The sequence below is a fragment of the Enterobacter cloacae complex sp. P1B genome (assembly GCF_014982345.1).
GTDB lineage: Bacteria > Pseudomonadota > Gammaproteobacteria > Enterobacterales > Enterobacteriaceae > Enterobacter > Enterobacter bugandensis.
The window spans coordinates 22424-41822 of record NZ_JADCLF010000023.1 but is presented as its reverse complement, the minus strand read 5'-3'; the positions used below and the strand labels follow the sequence as shown (position 1 = coordinate 41822).

Annotated in this window: 17 protein-coding genes; 1 reads left to right on the top strand and 16 read right to left on the bottom strand. The window is 55.9% G+C overall.

Annotated features, from left to right (window positions below):
• Window position 1: 1 nt before the first annotated feature.
• The 16 genes from wcaJ to INF77_RS22590 all read right to left on the bottom strand — a co-directional run bounded on the left by wcaJ (window position 2) and on the right by INF77_RS22590 (window position 17119).
• The gene (gene wcaJ, locus INF77_RS22665; protein WP_041909129.1) at window positions 2-1396 is read right to left on the bottom strand and encodes an undecaprenyl-phosphate glucose phosphotransferase; all 1395 of its coding nucleotides are present in this window, start codon (window positions 1394-1396) and stop codon (window positions 2-4) included.
• 46 nt (window positions 1397-1442) lie between these two features.
• Window positions 1443-2813 carry a colanic acid biosynthesis phosphomannomutase CpsG gene (gene cpsG, locus INF77_RS22660; RefSeq protein WP_041909126.1) on the bottom strand — a complete coding sequence of 457 codons (1371 nt, stop codon included), beginning with the start codon at window positions 2811-2813 and terminating at the stop codon, window positions 1443-1445.
• A gap of 109 nt (window positions 2814-2922) precedes the next feature.
• On the bottom strand, window positions 2923-4359 hold the full coding sequence (gene cpsB, locus INF77_RS22655) for a mannose-1-phosphate guanyltransferase (RefSeq protein WP_028013792.1): 1437 nt from the start codon (window positions 4357-4359) through the stop codon (window positions 2923-2925).
• 3 nt (window positions 4360-4362) lie between these two features.
• Complete coding sequence (gene wcaI / locus INF77_RS22650; protein WP_193532841.1) at window positions 4363-5586, bottom strand: colanic acid biosynthesis fucosyltransferase WcaI; 1224 nt, start codon at window positions 5584-5586, stop codon at window positions 4363-4365.
• Window positions 5583-6062, bottom strand: a complete 480-nt coding sequence (locus INF77_RS22645; protein WP_048999739.1) for a GDP-mannose mannosyl hydrolase — start codon at window positions 6060-6062, stop codon at window positions 5583-5585. Before INF77_RS22645 ends, wcaI begins: the two co-directional genes overlap by 4 nt.
• Before the next feature lie 2 nt (window positions 6063-6064).
• The gene (locus INF77_RS22640; RefSeq protein WP_024908102.1) at window positions 6065-7030 is read right to left on the bottom strand and encodes a GDP-L-fucose synthase; all 966 of its coding nucleotides are present in this window, start codon (window positions 7028-7030) and stop codon (window positions 6065-6067) included.
• 2 nt (window positions 7031-7032) lie between these two features.
• Entirely contained in the window at window positions 7033-8154 is a 1122-nt protein-coding gene (gmd, locus tag INF77_RS22635) for a GDP-mannose 4,6-dehydratase (protein WP_003863514.1), read from the bottom strand.
• 24 nt (window positions 8155-8178) lie between these two features.
• Window positions 8179-8727: a colanic acid biosynthesis acetyltransferase WcaF gene (gene wcaF, locus INF77_RS22630; RefSeq protein ID WP_045260414.1), complete on the bottom strand. Its 549-nt coding sequence runs from the start codon at window positions 8725-8727 to the stop codon at window positions 8179-8181.
• A gap of 15 nt (window positions 8728-8742) precedes the next feature.
• Window positions 8743-9489: a colanic acid biosynthesis glycosyltransferase WcaE gene (gene wcaE / locus INF77_RS22625; RefSeq protein WP_041909116.1), complete on the bottom strand. Its 747-nt coding sequence runs from the start codon at window positions 9487-9489 to the stop codon at window positions 8743-8745.
• A gap of 16 nt (window positions 9490-9505) precedes the next feature.
• Window positions 9506-10726 carry a colanic acid polymerase WcaD gene (gene wcaD / locus INF77_RS22620; protein WP_014884505.1) on the bottom strand — a complete coding sequence of 407 codons (1221 nt, stop codon included), beginning with the start codon at window positions 10724-10726 and terminating at the stop codon, window positions 9506-9508.
• On the bottom strand, window positions 10701-11918 hold the full coding sequence (wcaC, locus tag INF77_RS22615) for a colanic acid biosynthesis glycosyltransferase WcaC (protein WP_193532840.1): 1218 nt from the start codon (window positions 11916-11918) through the stop codon (window positions 10701-10703). Before wcaC ends, wcaD begins: the two co-directional genes overlap by 26 nt.
• A complete protein-coding gene (wcaB, locus tag INF77_RS22610) occupies window positions 11915-12406 on the bottom strand; it encodes a colanic acid biosynthesis acetyltransferase WcaB (RefSeq protein ID WP_045260418.1) in 492 nt (163 codons plus the stop codon). Before wcaB ends, wcaC begins: the two co-directional genes overlap by 4 nt.
• Window positions 12406-13248, bottom strand: a complete 843-nt coding sequence (gene wcaA, locus INF77_RS22605; RefSeq protein ID WP_028013800.1) for a colanic acid biosynthesis glycosyltransferase WcaA — start codon at window positions 13246-13248, stop codon at window positions 12406-12408. The genes wcaB and wcaA overlap by 1 nt, the downstream gene beginning before the upstream one ends.
• A gap of 116 nt (window positions 13249-13364) precedes the next feature.
• A complete protein-coding gene (wzc, locus tag INF77_RS22600) occupies window positions 13365-15527 on the bottom strand; it encodes a tyrosine-protein kinase Wzc (RefSeq protein WP_045260419.1) in 2163 nt (720 codons plus the stop codon).
• A gap of 2 nt (window positions 15528-15529) precedes the next feature.
• Window positions 15530-15973, bottom strand: a complete 444-nt coding sequence (gene wzb / locus INF77_RS22595; protein ID WP_041909108.1) for a low molecular weight protein-tyrosine-phosphatase Wzb — start codon at window positions 15971-15973, stop codon at window positions 15530-15532.
• A 6-nt stretch (window positions 15974-15979) separates the two neighbouring features.
• Window positions 15980-17119 carry a polysaccharide export protein gene (locus tag INF77_RS22590; RefSeq protein ID WP_014170829.1) on the bottom strand — a complete coding sequence of 380 codons (1140 nt, stop codon included), beginning with the start codon at window positions 17117-17119 and terminating at the stop codon, window positions 15980-15982.
• 692 nt (window positions 17120-17811) lie between these two features.
• Here INF77_RS22590 and INF77_RS22585 point away from each other — a divergent pair.
• Window positions 17812-19395 carry a TerC family protein gene (locus tag INF77_RS22585; protein WP_047363153.1) on the top strand — a complete coding sequence of 528 codons (1584 nt, stop codon included), beginning with the start codon at window positions 17812-17814 and terminating at the stop codon, window positions 19393-19395.
• Window positions 19396-19399 lie beyond the last annotated feature (4 nt).

The window sequence follows — 19399 nt, the reverse complement described above, 5'->3', positions numbered from 1 at the left end:
CTTAGTACGCCGCTTTGTTCACGAAACCTTTGAAGATGGTCAGAAAAACAATCTTGATATCGAACCAGAGGCTCCACTCGCGGATGTACTCCAGATCGAACTCGATGCGTTTTTCCATTTTTTCCAGCGTGTCGGTCTCGCCGCGCCAGCCGTTGATCTGCGCCCAGCCGGTGATGCCCGGCTTCACCTTATGGCGCAGCATGTAGCCTTCAATCAGCGAACGGTACTGCTCGTTATGCGCCACCGCGTGCGGACGCGGGCCAACAATCGACATGCCGCCGGTAAAGACGTTGATGAACTGCGGCAGCTCGTCAAGCGAAGTGCGGCGCAGGAAGTTCCCCACGCGGGTGACGCGCGGATCGTTCTGCGTCGCCTGGGTCACCACCTTGTCGTTCTCCATCACCTTCATGGAGCGGAATTTCCACACCATGATTGGCTTACCGTCCATGCCGTAGCGGGTCTGACGGAAGATAACCGGGCCGGGAGAGCTCAGCTTCACCGCCAGAGCGATGCAGCACAGCACCGGGGAAATGAGCAGTAAAATCAGGGAAGAGAGTACGATATCTTCCACGCGCTTGAGCACGCGGTTAATACCCGACAGCGGCGTGTCGTACAGCGGTACCACCGGCACGCCGTTCACCTCTTCAATGCGGGAGTGCAGAATGTTGAAGGTAAACACGTCCGGGATCAGGATCACCGAACAGGTGGTGTCCGCCAGCTCGCGCATCAGCTGCTTGATGCGGGTTTCGTCTTTCATCTGCATGGCGATATAGACGTTATGAATTTTTCCGGCCTTCGCGTCTTCAATTAGCTGCGCGTAATTGCCCGCCCAGTCCGCAGGCACGCCGCCCGGCTTCGCGTCGTGGTAAATCCCCACCACTTCAAACCCTAACCACGGCTCTTTGCGGAAGCTGTCGAGCAGCACTCTCCCGACCGGTAAATCACCCGCTACGGCGACGAAACGACGGTTATAGCCGCGGTTACGCAGCCAGCCCGCGCCAAAGCGGATCAGGGAACGGCACACGACCATGCCGACGCTGGTTAGCAGGTACCAGCAGAGATAGGTCACGAAGCGGTTGTCAAAATCATGGCTGAACGCCACCAGACCGGCGCTGAAGATCAGGCTCAGAGTCCAGTTCTGCAGCAGCAGCATCAGTTCGGTGGTCATTTTCACGCCGCGCCACGAGCGGTAGAAATCGGTCATTCCGCCGATCATCTGAAACACAACCAGCGCAATCAGGGCCATCAGAAGATGCATATATAAGAACGGCAGCCCGCTGATCCGACACACCGCCCACAATCCACCGACCATGATGGTGATATCAGAAAAACGCTGCACCATAGAGATTAACGATGCATTCGTTCTCGCTCGTTCGCGTTTTTTTAGATTCGTCATCGTTGTTCCTGTATTCGGTTCCCCCTCCCGCCGGGAGGGGCAATTGTTACTGATTCAACAGCGCCAGAATGTCCTTCGTTCGGGCTTCCATCAGCGCCGTATCAGCGCGGGATTCCACGTTCAGGCGCACCACCGGCTCGGTGTTGGACGAACGCAGGTTAAAGCGCCACTGCGGGAACGCCATGCTGATGCCGTCCGTACGGTCAATCTCCAGCGCGTGAATGGCAAAGTGCTGTTCAACGCGGGCAATCGCCTCGGCCGGCTGCGCCAGCTTGCTGTTGATCTCCCCGCTCGCCGGGAAGGCCGCCATGCGGTCGCGCACCAGCTCGCCCAGGCTCTGCCCCTTCAGGCACAGGAGTTCGGTCACCAGCAGCCACGGGATCATCCCGCTGTCGCAGTAGGCAAAATCACGGAAATAGTGGTGCGCGCTCATCTCGCCGCCGTAGATGGCGTCTTCTTCGCGCATGCGCTCTTTGATGAAGGCATGGCCGGTTTTAGACATAACCGGCTCGCCGCCCGCGGCCTTCACCACGTCGACGGTGTTCCAGGAAAGACGCGGATCGTGAATGATCTTCGCGCCCGGGTTTTTCTCGAGGAACGCTTCCGCCAGCAGGCCAACGATGTAGTAGCCTTCGATAAACTGCCCTTTCTCGTCGAACAGGAAGCAGCGGTCGAAGTCGCCGTCGAAGGCGATGCCCATATCGGCACCGTGCTCAATCACCGCGTTACGGGTGTCGTCGCGGCACTCCGGCAGCAGCGGGTTAGGAATACCGTTCGGGAAGTTACCGTCCGGCGTGTTGTGAACCTTGACGAAGGTCACCGGCACGTTCAGCGCCTTAAAGCGGGCTTCCAGCGCATCGACAACCGGGCCTGCCGCGCCGTTACCGGAGTTGATGACCAGCTTCAGCGGCTTGAGGTTCGCCACGTTGATGTAGCCCAGCAGGTGGTCGATGTACTCTTTCTGCAGGTTAATCTGCTTGTAGCTGCCGCGCTTCGCGTCGTTCACCGGCGGGAAGTCGTTGGCTTCCGCGAGGCGCTGCACGTCGCGCAGACCGGTGTCGCCGCTAATCGGGCGCGCGCCCTTGCGCACCAGCTTCATGCCGTTGTAGTCCATCGGGTTGTGGCTGGCCGTCACTTCGATACCGCCGTCCACGCCGAGGTGGAAGGTGGCAAAATAGATCTCTTCGGTACCGGACAGGCCGATGTCCAGCACGTCCACGCCCGCGTCCTGCAGCCCTTTTGCCAGCGCCAGCTTCAGGGATTCGCTGGTCAGACGCACGTCGCCGCCCAGCACGATGGTCTTAGGTTTTAAATATTCGCCGTACGCGCGACCGATGCGCCACGCGATGTCTTCATTCAGCTCTTCGCCCAGCTTGCCGCGAATATCGTAGGCTTTAAAACAGGTTAATTTTTCCATGATGACCCCTTTTTCAGGCAACAGTTGGCCCTGACCACTTAATGGCCAAATTTATTTTTGTCATTCGTAGGCCCGGCAGGCGCAGCGCCGCCGGGCATGATGCTGCGTGCTACACGCGGCCGTAGCGATCCTGGAAGCGCACAATATCGTCCTCTTCCAGATACGAGCCGGAGCGCACCTCAATTAAGTCGAGAGGAATTTTTCCCGGGTTTTCCAGACAGTGCGTGGCGCCCAGCGGAATATAAATGGACTCGTTTTCACCCAGCAGCTTCACTTCGCCGTCGATGGTGACTTTGGCCGTACCCGCCACCACCACCCAGTGTTCAGCGCGGTGATGGTGCATCTGCACCGACAGCCCCTCGCCCGGCTTCACGGTGATGCGCTTCACCTGATAGCGGTCGCCCGCGTCGATGGAGTCATATTTGCCCCACGGACGGTACACTTCACGGTGAATGTGGTGTTCGTGACGGCCATCGGCCTTAATCTTCTCAACCACTTTTTTAACGTCCTGCACGGCGTTACGGTCGGCAATCAGCACCGCGTCTTTGGTCTGGACAACCACCAGATCCTTCACCCCGACGGTGGTGACGAGGCCAGACTCGGCGTAAACGTAGCTGTTTTCGGTTTTGTGGCTAATCACATCGCCGTGATGGACGTTACCCTCCGGGGTATGGGCGCTGATCTCCCACAGGGAGGACCAGGAGCCAACGTCGCTCCAGCCTGCATCCATCGGTACCACCACCGCGTCAGCCGTGCGTTCCATCACGGCGTAGTCGATAGACTCTTCCGGGCAGGCGAGGAACGCCTCTTCATCCACGCGGATAAAGTCGAGATCCGGGTCTACCACCGCCATCGCTTTTTCGCAGGCGTTCAGAATATCCGGGCGGTATTTGCGCAGCTCTTCGAGATAGCGTCCTGCGCGGAACAGGAACATCCCGCTGTTCCAGTAATATTCACCGCTGGCGACATAGGCCTGCGCGGTTTCGAGATTCGGTTTTTCGACAAACTGCGCCACGTCAAACGCCACGCTGTCGCCTTCACCCGGCGTTACGCTGCCGCGACGGATGTAACCGTAGCCGGTTTCCGGCAGATCCGGCACGATGCCGAAGGTCACCAGCTTGCCGCTCTCGGCATAAGGGATCGCGGCACGCACCGCGTCGCGGAATGCGTCTTCCTGCTGGATAACGTGATCTGCCGCCAGGACCAGCATCAGCGGGTCACAGTCAGGGCTGCTGCGTTTTGCCGCCAGCGCCGCCAGGGCGATCGCGGGCGCGGTATTACGTCCGGCAGGCTCCAGGATGATGTTTTCCGTGAGCTTGTTCAGCTGGCGCAGCTGCTCGGCAACGATAAAGCGGTGCTGTTCGTTACAAATCACCACCGGGCTTTCACACTCCACGCCGTGCAGACGGTTTACCGTCGTCTGCAGCATGGTGAGATCCCCTTTCAGGCAGAGGAACTGTTTTGGATAGAGCACGCGGGACAGCGGCCACAACCGGCTACCAGAGCCACCAGCCATCACAACCGGATACAAAGTGGTTTGACTCATGATTTATCCCCGTATATCTGCAATAAATTGGCTCAGCACGTTCTCTTTCTCGAGCGTGCGTTCGGCATATTCACGTGCCACCGTGTTCACTTTTGGCATGGCGAGTGCCTGTTCAATGCCGGTGACCAGCGCCGGGACCGATTCCGGCTCCACGCACACGGCAATCCCCGGATAGCTGCCACACAGCTGGCCTAATTCAGTTTCGGCTTCCGCCGTAATCACCGCGTTACCGCCCACTGCCAGAATGTTGGTCAGCTTGGACGGCAGCACCGCATCCGCCGCACCGCGTTTTTGCACGACCAGATGGCAATCCGCCATTTTCAGCAGCGCGGGCAGCGCGTCGTACGATTGCAGCGGGAAAAACTTCACGTTGGTCAGGCCGCGTTCACTGGCCATCTTCTCCAGCCGCGCTTTTCCCCCGCCCTGTCCGACAATCACAAACGTCCACGGCTGTTCGATCAGCAGCTGGGCCGCTTCAATCACGCTCTCCAGCCCCTGCTTTTCGCCGATGTTGCCTGAGTAAAGAATGATTTTTTGGTCATCAGGCAAACCGAGCTGGGCGCGCAGCGCCTGAGCCTCTTGCTCCGTCACGTCGCGAAAACGCGCCACTTCGGACCAGTTCGGGAAGAAGATCACCTTCTCCGCCGGGACGCCCTTCTCCTGCGCTTTGTTCATCATCGAGCGCGAGATCGTTGAGACGTAGTCCACGTTGTGTAAGCCACTGCGCTCAAAGGCGCTGGCGAGCTTCGCCACCTTGCCGCCCTTGCCTTTCCCGGCCATACCCAGACCGAGCATGGCGTCCACTTCATAATCCTGAATGTGCAGCAGGGTGCGCGCGCCGGAGAGTTTTCCCAGCAGGCGCATGCCCGGCGTGCAGAACAGTGTGGGCACCACGCCGATAATGCGATCCGGCTTCCAGCGACGCTGCGCCATCAGCGGGAAGAAACTGCTGAGGGCAAAGCTGCCCAGATGAATTAAACGTTTCAGCGTCGAGGGCTGTTTCGGCACGTAGAGCGGGCAGCGCCAGACGGTCGCGGCCCCCTCTTCACGGCGATAGCGCCAGCTGGAATAGCGTTCGCCTACCTTCCACTCCGGGTAGTACGGCGGGGCAGTAATCACCCGCACGTCATGTCCCTGGCTCGCCATCCACTCCACCATCTCGCCGGTGTATTTCCCGATACCGGTTAATTCCGGCGAGTAGTTAATTCCGTAGACGAGGATTTTCATAGTCCTGGCACCTCGGCCTGACGTTCCGCGAGGAAGTACGCCCGACTGTTGTCATGGACGTTGTCGCTTGCCAGCAGCGCCTCTGGCGCTAACCAGCGGTAATCGTCATGCTGAGAATCAGGCAGACGCAGGTCTGCCTCACTCACCTTCAGGCGGAACCCCAGCACGATGTAGTGCGTGGAGAACCCGGTGCCCGAAAAGTTATCGTCATAGAAGTGCTGCCAGACCCCGTAAAACTGGCCCGCTGCCATCGGCAGCTGCAGGCCCAGCTCCGCCAGAGTGAGACGCTCAAACGCATCAACCAGCGTCTCATCCTTCTGCACGCGCCCGCCGGGCACGAACCAGAAGCCCTGTGCAGGACGATTGGTTCGTTTCCCCAGCAAGAACTCGCCGCGTTCGTTCTCCACGATCAAATCAATCGAGATGAGCGGAGTGGAACGCACTACCGTGGCAAAATCTTCCTGACTTAAAAACATCATTACCCCCGGAAGCGGTGCTGGTTTTCCAGGAACCACTGGTAGGTGCTGGCCAGCCCCTGCTCCAGTGAGACCTCGTGATACCAGCCCAGCTGATGCAGACGGGTCACGTCCAGCAGCTTGCGCGGCGTGCCGTCCGGTTTGGTCGCGTCAAACACCACGCGGCCCTTGTAGCCCACCACCTGCGCGATGGTCTGCGCCAGCTCGCGGATGGTGCAGTCCACGCCGGTACCCACGTTAATGTGCGACAGCATCGGCTCGGTGTTTTCCTGCCACACCTCGCGATCCAGCTCCATCACGTGAATGCTGGCAGCCGCCATATCGTCCACGTGCAGGAACTCGCGCATTGGTGTTCCGCTGCCCCACACCACCACGTCCGGGGCGTTTTCGGCAGTCGCCTCGTGGAAGCGGCGCAGCAGCGCCGGGATCACGTGCGAGTTGCTCGGGTGGAAGTTGTCGTGCGGTCCGTACAGGTTAGTCGGCATCACCGAGCGATAGTCGCGGTTATACTGACGGTTGTAGGATTCACACAGCTTGATCCCGGCAATTTTGGCAATCGCATACGGCTCGTTAGTCGCTTCCAACGTGCCCTGCAGCAGCTCGCTCTCGGCAATAGGCTGCTTCGCCATCTTCGGGTAGATACAGGATGAACCGAGGAACAGCAGCTTGTTCACGTTGTGCAGATGCGCCGCGTGAATGATGTTGCTCTCGATCATCATGTTCTCGTAGATGAAATCCGCCGGGTAGGTGTTGTTAGCGACAATGCCGCCCACCTTCGCCGCCGCCAGATACACCTGATCAATGCGTTCGTTGGCAAAGAAGTCCTGTACCGCACGGCTATCGAGCAGGTTCAGCTCGTCACGGGTGCGGACAATCACCTCTACGTCACCGCGCTGTTCCAGCTGGCGGACAATCGCGGAACCCACCATTCCGCGATGACCGGCGACAAAAATACGTTGTTTTGTCATTTTCAGGACTCCAGCGCGATGGCAACCTCGTAGCCATGAGACTTGAGCAGGGAGTGTTTTTTCGCTGCTTCAAGATCTTTGGCCACCATCTCGGAAACCATCTCCTGCAGAGTGGTTTCTGGTTTCCAGCCCAGCTTCTCGTGCGCTTTGGTTGGGTCGCCCAGCAGGGTTTCTACTTCAGCAGGACGGAAGTAACGCGGGTCAACCTGCACAATCACGTCGCCTGGCTTCACGCCCGGCGCGTCGTGGCCGGTCACGGACACAACGATACCCTTCTCTTCCACGCCGGTGCCTTCGAAGCGCAGTTTGATGCCCAGCTGCGCCGCAGCCATCTCAACGAACTGACGCACGGAGTACTGCACGCCGGTCGCGATAACGAAGTCTTCTGGCTGTTCCTGCTGCAGCATCATCCACTGCATTTTCACGTAGTCTTTGGCATGGCCCCAGTCACGCAGGGAGTCCATGTTGCCGAGGTGCAGGCAAGATTCCAGACCCTGAGCAATGTTGGCGATCGCGCGGGTGATTTTACGGGTCACGAAGGTTTCGCCGCGGCGCGGGGATTCGTGGTTGAACAGAATGCCGTTACAGGCGTACATACCGTAGGATTCACGGTAGTTCACGGTGATCCAGTAGGCGTACAGTTTCGCCACAGCGTACGGGGAACGCGGGTAGAACGGCGTGGTCTCTTTCTGTGGAATTTCCTGCACCAGGCCGTACAGCTCGGAGGTAGATGCCTGGTAGAAGCGAGTTTTCTTCTCAAGACCGAGGAAGCGAATCGCCTCCAGCAGACGCAGGGTACCCATGGCGTCAACGTCAGCGGTGTATTCCGGGGACTCGAAGGAGACCGCTACGTGGCTCATCGCCCCCAGGTTGTACACTTCATCCGGCTGTACTTCCTGCAGGATACGGGTCAGGTTGGAGGTATCGGTCAGGTCGCCGTAGTGCAGGTGGAATTTCGGGTTTGCCGCGTGAGGATCCTGATAGATGTGATCCACACGTTCGGTGTTGAAAGAAGACGCACGACGCTTAATACCGTGCACTTCATACCCTTTCTCCAGCAGCAGTTCTGCCAGGTAAGAACCATCCTGCCCGGTAACGCCGGTGATGAGAGCGACTTTAGACATGTTTATATTCCTCTACTTATGAATTTAATCAGTTTCAACGCGTTCGCGTATCACCACTGCGGGGTTGCCACGGCAAACTTTATTTGCCGGTAGCGATTTAAAAACGCTGCTGCGGGCACCGACTACCGTGCCATCGCCAACAGAAATACCTGGTGCAACAAAAACATCCGTTGCCAGCCAGCACTTCTCACCGATCACAATAGGCGAAGCGGTAATATCAAAATGCGGGCTCATAAAGTCGTGGCTGCCGGTGCACAAATAACACTTCTGTGAAACCACCGAATTTGCGCCAATCGTAATCTCGCCCAGGGTATATAACACCGCGTCATCCCCTACCCAGGCGTAATCCCCGAGGGTTAATTTCCAGGGGTAGGTAATCTTTACCGAAGGTCGAATAACTACGTTTTTTCCGATTTTTGCGCCAAACAGGCGCAATAAAAAGGCTCGCCAGCGGTACAGTATTTGCGGCGACCAGGCAAATAAGGTTGCCTGAACCGCCCACCATAGCTGTACCTTAATACCGTTCCCGCCCCGAAAACCTTTCGGCACGGAGAAACCTTTTAAATCCTGCATTGCGTTTCCTTATATTCAGGCTTTGTTATATAAGGTTTTCGTTTTACCTGTCGTACGCAGGCGTAATAAATAAGACAATTCCGCCCAGAATCCCGGCACGCGTAATATTTGACGCTGCACCTTTTTTGCATCCTGGCATAATTCCAGATTATTAGACGTTGACACGCCGCCCATCGAAAATTCAGACACCAGCCCTTTAATTCGACGGAACGGGTAACCTGATTTATACAGGCTGGCGGCCAGCGCATAATCGGATGACACCTTGTACTGCAAATCGTAAGGCTGTTTTTTCAGACCGTTTACCGGGAAGAAAATGGCCTGATGGCTGGCTGGCAGGCTGTGGTAGATATACCAGCCTGGCTTGGCGCTACGGCAGACTTTATGCCCGTCGCCAAAATCGAGCAGCGCATCGCCAATATACATGGCATCCTCTTTCTGGCGCGCCAGCTGACGAGCAAACAACGCCACGTCGTCGTGGAAAATATCGCCGGAGTTGAGGAAGATGGCATAACGGCCCTGGGCCATAGAAATGCCCTTGTTCATCGCATCGTAGATGCCTTTATCTTTCTCGCTGATGTAGCGTAAGTTGAACTCACCGTTGAGTTTTTCCAGAAACTCCGCCGTGCCATCGTTCGAGCCGCCGTCGACCACGATCCACTCAAAGGTGAGGCTTGGATCGCGCGCCAGGTTGCGCAGCGAGCGCCAGGTTTTTACCACCCCTTCGTAATTACGAAAAGCGACAGTAATGACGCTAAGAAACATAAATCACCTCATTTCGTCATACGTTCGTAATATTAAGCGCCTTACGCAAAATAAACGGACAGACAATCAAGAAAGCATATTCCGGGCTAAATATTGACCCGGTAAAAAACAGCGACACCGGCGTAAAAAGATAAAGCTGCACGCGAAAGTTCTGGTTATCACCAAACGCGTTGATCATCATTTTGAAAACTTTAAACAGATACCACAGCGTCAACAGTACGGCGAACCATGAAAAATAAATAATTAACAGATACAGACCATTGTCTATGGTTTTACCGACATCCGCACCGTTAAAGATTCCGAATGATGCAACATATTCGTAAAGTGAGCCGAATCTTACTACACCATCGATATGGGTTAAGGAATAACCCACCATCACCAGCGGACCAATGATGCGATAATAGGACGATGACCCTTCCGTTCCCAAATCACCCAGACGTTCTGAAATGTACGGAAACGCGAATATGACGCCTACTAAAAATACCGTCAGAGAGATTATCGCCAGCGGCAGTTTTTTCTTAATCGCATCTTTGTTCAGGTACTGGAACGCCCACTCCAGCAGGTAAAACAGGATAAATGTCATTACCCCTGAGAACGATCCAGACAGAACGATTCCTGCAAGAATCATAGCATCGGTCTTAGGCGTTTTGATACCAAACTGTTTGATGCTGAGCCAAATTGAGATTAACGCCAGAGCGAAAAACGCCGGTTCAAAATAGAGCGCCGTTGTACGCTTCCCACCAAACTTAATGAAGTTCAGTACATAGCTGTTACTGTAAATGAGATATTTCGAAATTATCTCCATCAGGCTGCTGCCACCGGTCAAAATAATCTGCGCCATTTCCAGTGCGGCAAGCATAACAATTAACGCAACGGCAATATAAAAGAACCTGAGGATTTTCCGATAATTGTGCGGTGAAATAGTTTTGAAGCGAATACTCCAGACCATGCCAATAATAATAACGATATAAACAAACAGCATGGTTGAAGTGACGTATTTACTGGCATCCAGCGACTGGCCAAAGATGTAGTTAAACAGCGTCAGGCCCGTGCCCAGTCCCAGGGCAATCATCAGCTTCTTCAGGTTGATTTTATCGACATACAGCAGAAGCAGAACGGGCAAAAAAGTCACGATGGTTATCGGGAAGCTTTCGCCGAGCTGGGCAATTTTAACGTTGACCAGCAGGTAGATCAGCGGCAGCAGCAGATAACTACAGATTCTGATAGAACGAGACATACTCCTCCAGCATCTGTTGTCCACTGTAGGCCTTGCGGCTGCGGTTGCGGAACGATTCCAGGTCAGTGCCAAAAACGGCCTCGGCGATCTGCGCCTTCGGCAGCTGCACCAGAGGCAGGACCTCGTGCCCGGCGAAGGTTTTTCCGCCAGATTTTTCCAGCACTTCGCTCGCTGCATCGCTGTGGGTGGCAATCACCGGCACGCCGATGGAGAGCGCCTCGCAGAGGATCAGCGGGTAATTATCCACGCGGGAGCTGAACACCAGCGCGTCCATACCATTCAGGGCGCTCATCAGCTTGCGCTTGTCGGTTTCAAACCCGTGATTCACCACGTTAGCGCCTTCGAACGGCGAGAATTTACCAAAGGTATGCAGTTCAATTTTGTCGCCGAGCGCCATCATGTCGCGCACCAGCTGCTGGTTGGTTTTGCCGTCGTAGCGCAGATCGTGCGCAACGATGGCAATTTTCGGTTTGCCCGCGGTTTCCGCCACCGGCGTCAGCTCGGCCAGGATGGCTTCCGTCGCCACGTCGATACCGTTGTTGATAATCTGACAGCGCCCTGCCCCATACAGGCTGTTGAAGGCGTCGGCCACGTGCTGGCTCGGGGAGATAAACGTGCAGCCGAGCGAAAGCATGTCGCGGAACAACTGACGCTTTCCGTCTACCAACTGATGCGCGCGATCCACCTTCACCGGCGGATAGTTGCTCAACGTCGGGCATTTCTGGCAGCTATCTTTCCAGCCTTCGCAGCCGTCGGTAAACGCGCAGCGTCCGGTTACGCTCCAGTGATCGTGCAGCGTCCAGACGAAGCGGGTGTCGGGCTTGTGGGCCTGCACCTTCTGACAAAACGCCACCACCTCTTCCAGATTCAGCCAGTAGCTGTGCAGCACGTGAAAATGCAGCACAACCGGGCCGCTGGTGCGGGTCACGGTGCGATAAAGACTGTTCAGGTTGCCAAACAGATCGCGGTTAAACAGGCGGAACAGCGCAATGTTGGCAACAGAGGTCAGACGCGGCGTGTGCTTGTGCACCTGCGGGAAGTTATCATGGCTGACGCTTTTCTTGCCGCCTTTGCCGTAGCCGTAAATAAACCGGGACTGAAGTCCTTTTTGCAGGGCACGCTGGTGCAGATCCAGCGCCACGCCTGCCGCTCCGCCTTCTGCGAGGCGTACGTTAAATTGCAGAATGTTCATTTAATCACCTTCACGCGGGCTTTTTCTCCCACCACCAGCGCGTTATCCGGAATGCTGTCCAGCACCACGCTGCCCGCCCCGATCGTCACGTTATTGCCAATCGTAATGTCACCAATCATCACCACGTTCGCCCCCAGCTCGACGTTATTGCCGATCACCGGGCAGGCCAGGCTGTCCGGCCCGCGGTTGCCGATCGTCACCCCGTGGCGAATGGTGAAATCATCGCCCGCAACCACAAACTTGTTGATCACCACCGCATAGCCGTGGTGGATGGTAAAGCGGCGGCCAATGGTGGCAGCGGCCTGGATTTCATAGCCAAAAAAGCATTCGGTGATGATGCGGTACAGCACCAGAATCGGTGCCGCCCAGATATTGTTCAGTACGTTTTTCTTGCGCCACACCGAGCAAAAGTGCGCGATGCGGTACGCCAGAACCATGCAGCACGGGCGCAGGCTCCAGCTGTTTGCGCGGCAATCTTCCAGAAACATTATTTCCCCCGAAGCCCGTCAGCCAGACGCTTGCCGTTACGCACCGACAGCAGCGTCAGCAGGGTGCGCCAGTTCATGCGCTTATTGCGGATCTGATACAGGGTAAAGAGCTGATACTTACGGCTGGCACGGTCAAACTTGTCCTTGTGCTTGCGGTAAAAATGGAAGTAGCCTGAAAACTTCTTCGGTGAGGAGGTGATCTGCATCTCCCCGTGGTTGATGTGCAGGATCTGCGTGGCCTCTTCCACTTTCCACGGCTCGCCGTACTCCACCACCATCCGCAAGAAGATGTCGTAATCCTGCGCGGCCTTCAGTTCGGTATCGAACAGGCACTCCTTAAAGCGCCACGCCCAGGTAAAGACCTGATTACCGATAATGTTGCGCTTGTAGAACAGGCGACGAGAGTACGGTGATTTCGGGTACAGCGGCAGGCTCGCGGGCTGCGAGTAAACCTCGCCCTGGCAGACATAGTCGTTGGCATACAGAAAAGCGTGCGTGACCAGCTGCTCTTTATGCGAAAGGAAGACGGACAGGCGGTTCGGCGTCCATTCGTCGTCATCGTCGATGCCGGTCAGATACTGCCCTTTGGCCTGCATAATCGCCTGATTACGCACCGCGCACGCCCCGGAGTTAATCGGGTTATGGGTATACATCACGCGCGGATCGTTGAGTTCGGTGACAAATTTTTGCAGCTGTTCATACGAGGAAGAACAGTCATCCACGATGATCAGTTCCCAGTTATCGTAATCCTGACGTAAGACCGACTTAATAGCGCGGATCGCCAGCTGCTGACGGTTCCATGTCGGCATATAGATAGAAACTAAAGGGCGTTGTGTGGTCATCTTTTCCTCCTACCCCTCACCCCGGCCCTCTCCCCTGAGGGGAGAGGGTGAAAGGCGGCACCGGACAGTTCCCTCTCCCCTCTGGGGAGAGGGTTAGGGTGAGGGGGGGTGTTTTGTTATTTGCTGTCAGACTTGTATTCGTACTCGTAATAGCCGTAATCCTGGTACCCGGTCGCACGACGGAAGATGGAGTTCAGGATGACCCCTTTCACCTCAATGCCGTTCTGCTCGAAGCGGCTCAGGCTGGTTTCCACTTCCTTCAGGGTGTTCACCGCATAGCGCGCCACCATCAGCGTGGTACCCGCATGACGGCCAACCACGGCGGCATCGGTCACGGCCAGAATTGGCGGCGTATCGATCAGCACCAGGTCATAGTTTTTGCTTGCCCACTCAATCAGCTGGGTGAAGCGTTCGCTCATCAGCAGTTCAGACGGGTTCGGCGGCACCTGACCACGCGGGATCAGGTCGAATCTCGGAATCGAGGTCGGCTTGGCGCTCTGGCTAATCTCTCCCTGACCCAGCAGGATTTCCGACAGACCGTTCACGTTGTTGGTGCCCAGCAGTTCGTGGGTATAACCCTTACGCATATCGCAGTCGATCAGCAGCACGCGCTTGTTGGTCTGGCTCACCACGGCCGCCAGGTTGGCACAGACAAAGGTCTTACCGATTGACGGGCTGACGCCGGTTAACATCAGGACGTTGTTTTTAGCCTGCATCATGGCGAAGTGCAGACTGGTACGCAGGCTGCGGATCGCTTCAATCGCCAGGTCGGTTGGGTTACCCACGGCCAGCAGCTGGCTCTGTTTGTAACGCTTAACGCCCTTGATGGTCTTGACGCTGTCACGGGATTTTTGCCACTCAGACAGCGGAATGCTGGCATAGACGTTGATACCACTCTCTTCCAGCGCCTGCGGGCTTTCGATACCGCGGTTGAACAACGAGCGCAGCAGGACGCCAACGATAGAGAGCATCAGGCCAAGAATGATGCTGCCGAGAATAATCAGCGCTTTCTTCGGCTTCAGCACGCCAGGCTGGGTAATGGCCGGGTCGACGATGCGCACGTCGCCCACGGTGCTGGCCTCGGTGATTTTCAGCTCCTGCTGTTTGTTCAGCAGCTGCATGTAAACCTGCTGTCCGGACTCCACGTCGCGGGTCAGGCGCACAATCTCCTGCTGCGTTTTCGGCATCGCGGTCACGCGGTCGTTCAGCTTCGCCTTCTCTTCTTCGAGAGTGCGGCGCTTCTCCAGCAGCGTGCGGTAGGCCGGGTGGCGTTTGGTGTATAGCTTGGAAATCTCTGCCTCTTTGAAGGTCAGCTCGTTGAGTTGCGCATCAATATTTACCATCGAGTCGAGAACCGATTTCGCCTCCAGCGGCAGGTCGACGGAGTCTTTATCCTGACGGTAGGCATTCAGCTTGTTCTCGGCATCATCCAGACGGGCACGCACTTCCGGGAGCTGTTTAGCGAGGAACGCCAGGCTTTTCGCCGCTTCCGCCGACTTGCGCTCGACGTTCTGCTCAAGGTAGTTGCGGGTAATGCTGTTCAGGATGTCGCGAATTTGATCCTTATCTTCACCGGTAAAGGTCATGCTCAGCACGCCGGTGTCCTTACCGTTTTCGGTGACGGTCAGGTTGTTCTGCAGATTGTTGATCATCCCCAGCGTGGAGAATTTGGTGACGGTGAATTCACCGCCCTCCTGGGCGTGGATCGCGCTAACCATCATGCTAACGCCGTCTTTGTTCAGCATCTGCCCCACTTCGCCGCGTGCGCTAAAGCCCGCATCGCTGGTCAGCTGATACTGTTTCGGGCCCAGCACCGTCAGGGTAAAGGTTTGATCCCCCGCCCCTTTCGGCAGCACAAAGTCAGTGACCTTTACGGTGTCATTGCTGCGCCCCATCAGACGGTCCCAGCCGGCACCGAAGATCGGGAACGTATTTTTGGTGACGGAGATGTCGAGTCCGAGGTCGTGAACCGTTTTACCCAGCACCAGACGCGACTGGATCAGCTGAATTTCAGCGTCGGATGCTGGCGGTTTGTTCGCCAGCGCGGAGCCGATATCCTGCACCAGCGAGTTGCCGGTATTCTGCTCGATCTGCACCAGCGCGTCGGCGCTGTAGATAGGTGTGGCGAACAGCGTATACACGACGGCCGCTGCGGCAAACACGGCAGTAATGCCAAGCACCCACCACTTTGCCTCGATAACCGTGCCGACCAGGCGACCAATATCAATTTCATCACTGCCCGAAGTCGGGGCGGCAGAAGGTCTTGTTTTTTCTGTCATTGTTATCCCTGCTGAGCTTTCAGTGCCTGCGCCCACTGTTGGGCAGACTGGTCAAGTAAGGTGTAAACCGCCTCGAAGGCTTCATGGCTCTTGCGATACGGATCGGGGATTTCGCGTTCGTTGTCCCAGTGACCAAACAGCATCACCTTGCCGCGCATCTCCGGAGCGATATCGCACAGCGCATGAATATGGCGTTTTTCCATTGCCAGAATCAGGTCATACTCCCGGCACATGCGGCCGGTGACCTGGCGGGCGATATGCCCGTCAAGAGAGAGGTTGTGATCGCGGGCCACGCTCGCGGCGCGCTCGTCGGCACCTTTGCCCACCAGCGCGCCCAGCCCTGCGGACTCGACCGTTAACTCGGGCTGGTACTGTTTCAACAGCCGTTCAGCCGTGGGGGAACGGCAAATGTTCCCCACGCATACCACCAGAATTTTGTTAAACATCGCGGATTACCAGGTATGAATGTCGCGCGCCGTATCCGTCATGTAGCGAACGCCACTGATGGTTGGCAGCAACTGGTTGATCAGACGGTTCCAGCGGGCAACCGGCGCGGTGGTGACGTAAACCACATCGTATGGCTGGAGACGGAACTCCGTCGCCATCACCAGAGACGTCGCATCGGACATATCCAGCTGGTAGATGTTGGCAATCTTGCCCTTCGCGCTGCCTTCACCCTTCAGCGGACGGATGACGAAGATACCGGTCGCGTTAGAGGTGGTCAGATCGATACCTTCAGCATTGCCCAGCGCTTCGGTCAGGGTCATGCCGCTGAAGTCCATTTTGAGGGTGCTCTGTTTCTTCACTTCACCCATCACGAAGACTTTCAGATCGTCGTTGCGCGGTACGTAGAGAATATCGCCCGGATAGAGCAGGCGGTTCTGGGTCAGGTCGCCGTTTTGCATCAGCGCCTGCAGCGAAATGCGCTGCTCTTTGCCGTTGTGGGTCAGCACCACGTTGCGCCAGTCGGCGCCGTCGGTTAAGCCGCCCGCGGCGTTAATGGCGTCCAGAACGGTGAGCGGAACGTTGGTGATGGCCTGCTGGCCGGATTTGTTCACCTGACCGGAGATATAGGCTTTTTGCGAGCGGAATGCGGCGATATTAACGTCCACCTGCGGGTCGGCGATGTACTGCGCTAAGCGGCCGGTAATATCACTACGGATCTCGGCAAGCGTTTTTCCGGCGACATGTACTTTACCAATGTACGGATAGAACATGGTGCCATCTGACTGTACCCAGTTCCCGGTGTCGCTTGAGCTACGGTACTGGCCCGCTGGCGTGGTCAGTTCAGGGTGGTCCCAGACGGTCACGTTGATCACGTCGCCCGGCCCCACGCGATACTGATAGGAGGCAATTTCCTGGTCCAGAGACATATTCGGCTGGGCAACATTCGGACGTGGACGTAATTGTTCGACCAGACGTGGCGTAAGTGGATAAACATTCACCATTTTGTCGAGATCAAAATCGGCATCCTGTTGCTTGATCACATCCTTACCCATTGTTGACATATTGCTGCCGGGAAAGACCGTGCAACCACTCATCAAGGTCACAGACACCAATAATGGCATCAATTTCATTTTGGATTTCATCATTGATTATTTATCACTTTGGCAGAGTAATTATCCTGTGCAATTTAAATAAGCCTGAGACGTATTGGGTTTCAGCATGCAGTTAATCAAATAGAAATATAACTGGCATCAGTCCTAAAAAAAGCTTATTCATCCATTGGCTATTGACAGAATAATCGAGGCTGATTCACACGCTTCCAGGCACGCTACCGCCCTTGGCTTTCAGTTACCAATCCACTGACTAAACAATGTGTTATGGACAGACACCCTCTTGAGTAAGGTCTTCTGGAAATATATCAGCCGCTTGAAATACACAACGGATAATGAATGACCATTCCGAAGACCAAAACAATAATAGCAACAACAAGATTTAACATTTGATGCTGGGAGAATTGTTGCAGCTAACCTAATAGCAGGCAAGGAGACAACTGTCCTAATATCTGTTTTTAAGATTAATATTAAGAGCAAAGTTTTGACCTTTTAGGATTTTCTTTATATTGACAAAAAGAGAGTAAAAACCATTATCTGCGATATATCCTAAAAAGCACTCAAAATAATAAAATATACGTATTTTGCTTATTTACACTCACCTGAGACTGCTCTCTTTTTTACGCATCGTATTAAGAGAAATCTCAGCCCGACATTGCATTTTCCCCCAGCTTTATCCATGATCGAAGTGTGACATTCGTCATATAACAGAAGGTATTGCTATTACTATGGAATGGATTGCCGATCCATCAATCTGGGCCGGGCTGGTGACGTTGGTCGTCATCGAATTAGTGCTCGGTATTGATAATCTGGTGTTTATCGCCATCCTCGCTGAAAAACTGCCTCCTTCCCAGCGCGACCGCGCGCGCGTGACGGGTCTGCTGCTGGCGATGGTGATGCGTTTACTGCTGCTGGCCTCTATCTCCTGGATGGTCACGCTCACTCAGCCTCTGTTCTCCGTTCGCGGCCTGAGCTTTAGCGCGCGCGACCTGATCATGCTCTTCGGCGGGCTGTTCCTGCTGTTCAAAGCCACGGTGGAGCTTAACGAGCGGCTCGAAGGCAAGGACAGCGAGAACCCGACCCAGCGACGCGGGGCGAGATTCTGGCCGGTGGTGGCGCAAATTGTGGTGCTCGATGCGGTCTTCTCCCTGGATTCGGTGATTACCGCCGTCGGGATGGTGGACCATCTCGCCGTCATGATGGCCGCGGTAATTATCGCCATCACGCTGATGGTGATGGCGAGCAAAGCACTGACCCGCTTTGTGAACAGCCACCCGACAATCGTGATCCTCTGCCTCAGCTTCCTGCTGATGATTGGCTTTAGCCTGGTCGCCGACGGTTTCGGCTTCCACATTCCGAAAGGCTACCTGTACGCCGCCATTGGCTTCTCCGTCATGATTGAAGCGCTCAACCAGCTGGCGATATTTAACCGCCGCCGGTTTCTCTCCGCGAATCAGACCCTGCGCCAGCGCACGGCCGACACCGTGATGCGCCTGTTGAGCGGCAGGAAAGAAGATGCCGAGCTGGACGCCGAATCCTCTGCCCTGCTGGCCGATCACAGCGACGGGCAAATCTTTAACCCGCAGGAGCGGCTGATGATCGAGCGCGTGCTCAACCTGAATCAGCGCACGGTCAGCAGCATCATGACCTCCCGGCATGACATTGAGCATATTGACCTCACGGCACCGGAAGAGCAGATCCGCGCCCTGCTGGATAAAAACCAGCACACCCGGGTGGTGGTCACCGGCGGTGAAGAGGAAGAGGAGCTGCTGGGGGTGGTACACGTGATTGACCTGCTCCAGCAGCAGCTGCACGGCGAGCCGCTCAACCTGCGCGCGCTGGTACGCCAGCCGCTGGTCTTCCCGGAAGCGCTTCCGCTGCTCTCCGCGCTGGAGCAGTTCCGCAACGCGCGCACCCACTTCGCGTTTGTGGTGGATGAATTTGGTTCGGTGGAAGGGCTGGTCACGCTCAGCGACGTAATGGAAACCATCGCCGGTAATCTGCCAAACGAGGTGGATGAGATTGATGCCCGCCACGACATTCAGAAAAACGCTGACGGCTCGTGGACGGCCAACGGCCACATGCCGCTGGAAGACCTTGTGCAGTACGTGCCGCTACCGCTGGATGAAAAACGGGAATACCACACCATTGCCGGTCTGCTGATGGAGTATTTGCAGCGCATCCCGCAGCCGGGAGAAGAGGTTCAGGTGGGCGACTATCTGCTTAAAACCCTGCAGATTGAAAACCATCGCGTGCAGAAAGTGCAGCTTATTCCACTGCGGGATGAGGAAGAGCTGGATTTTGAGGTCTAGGTAA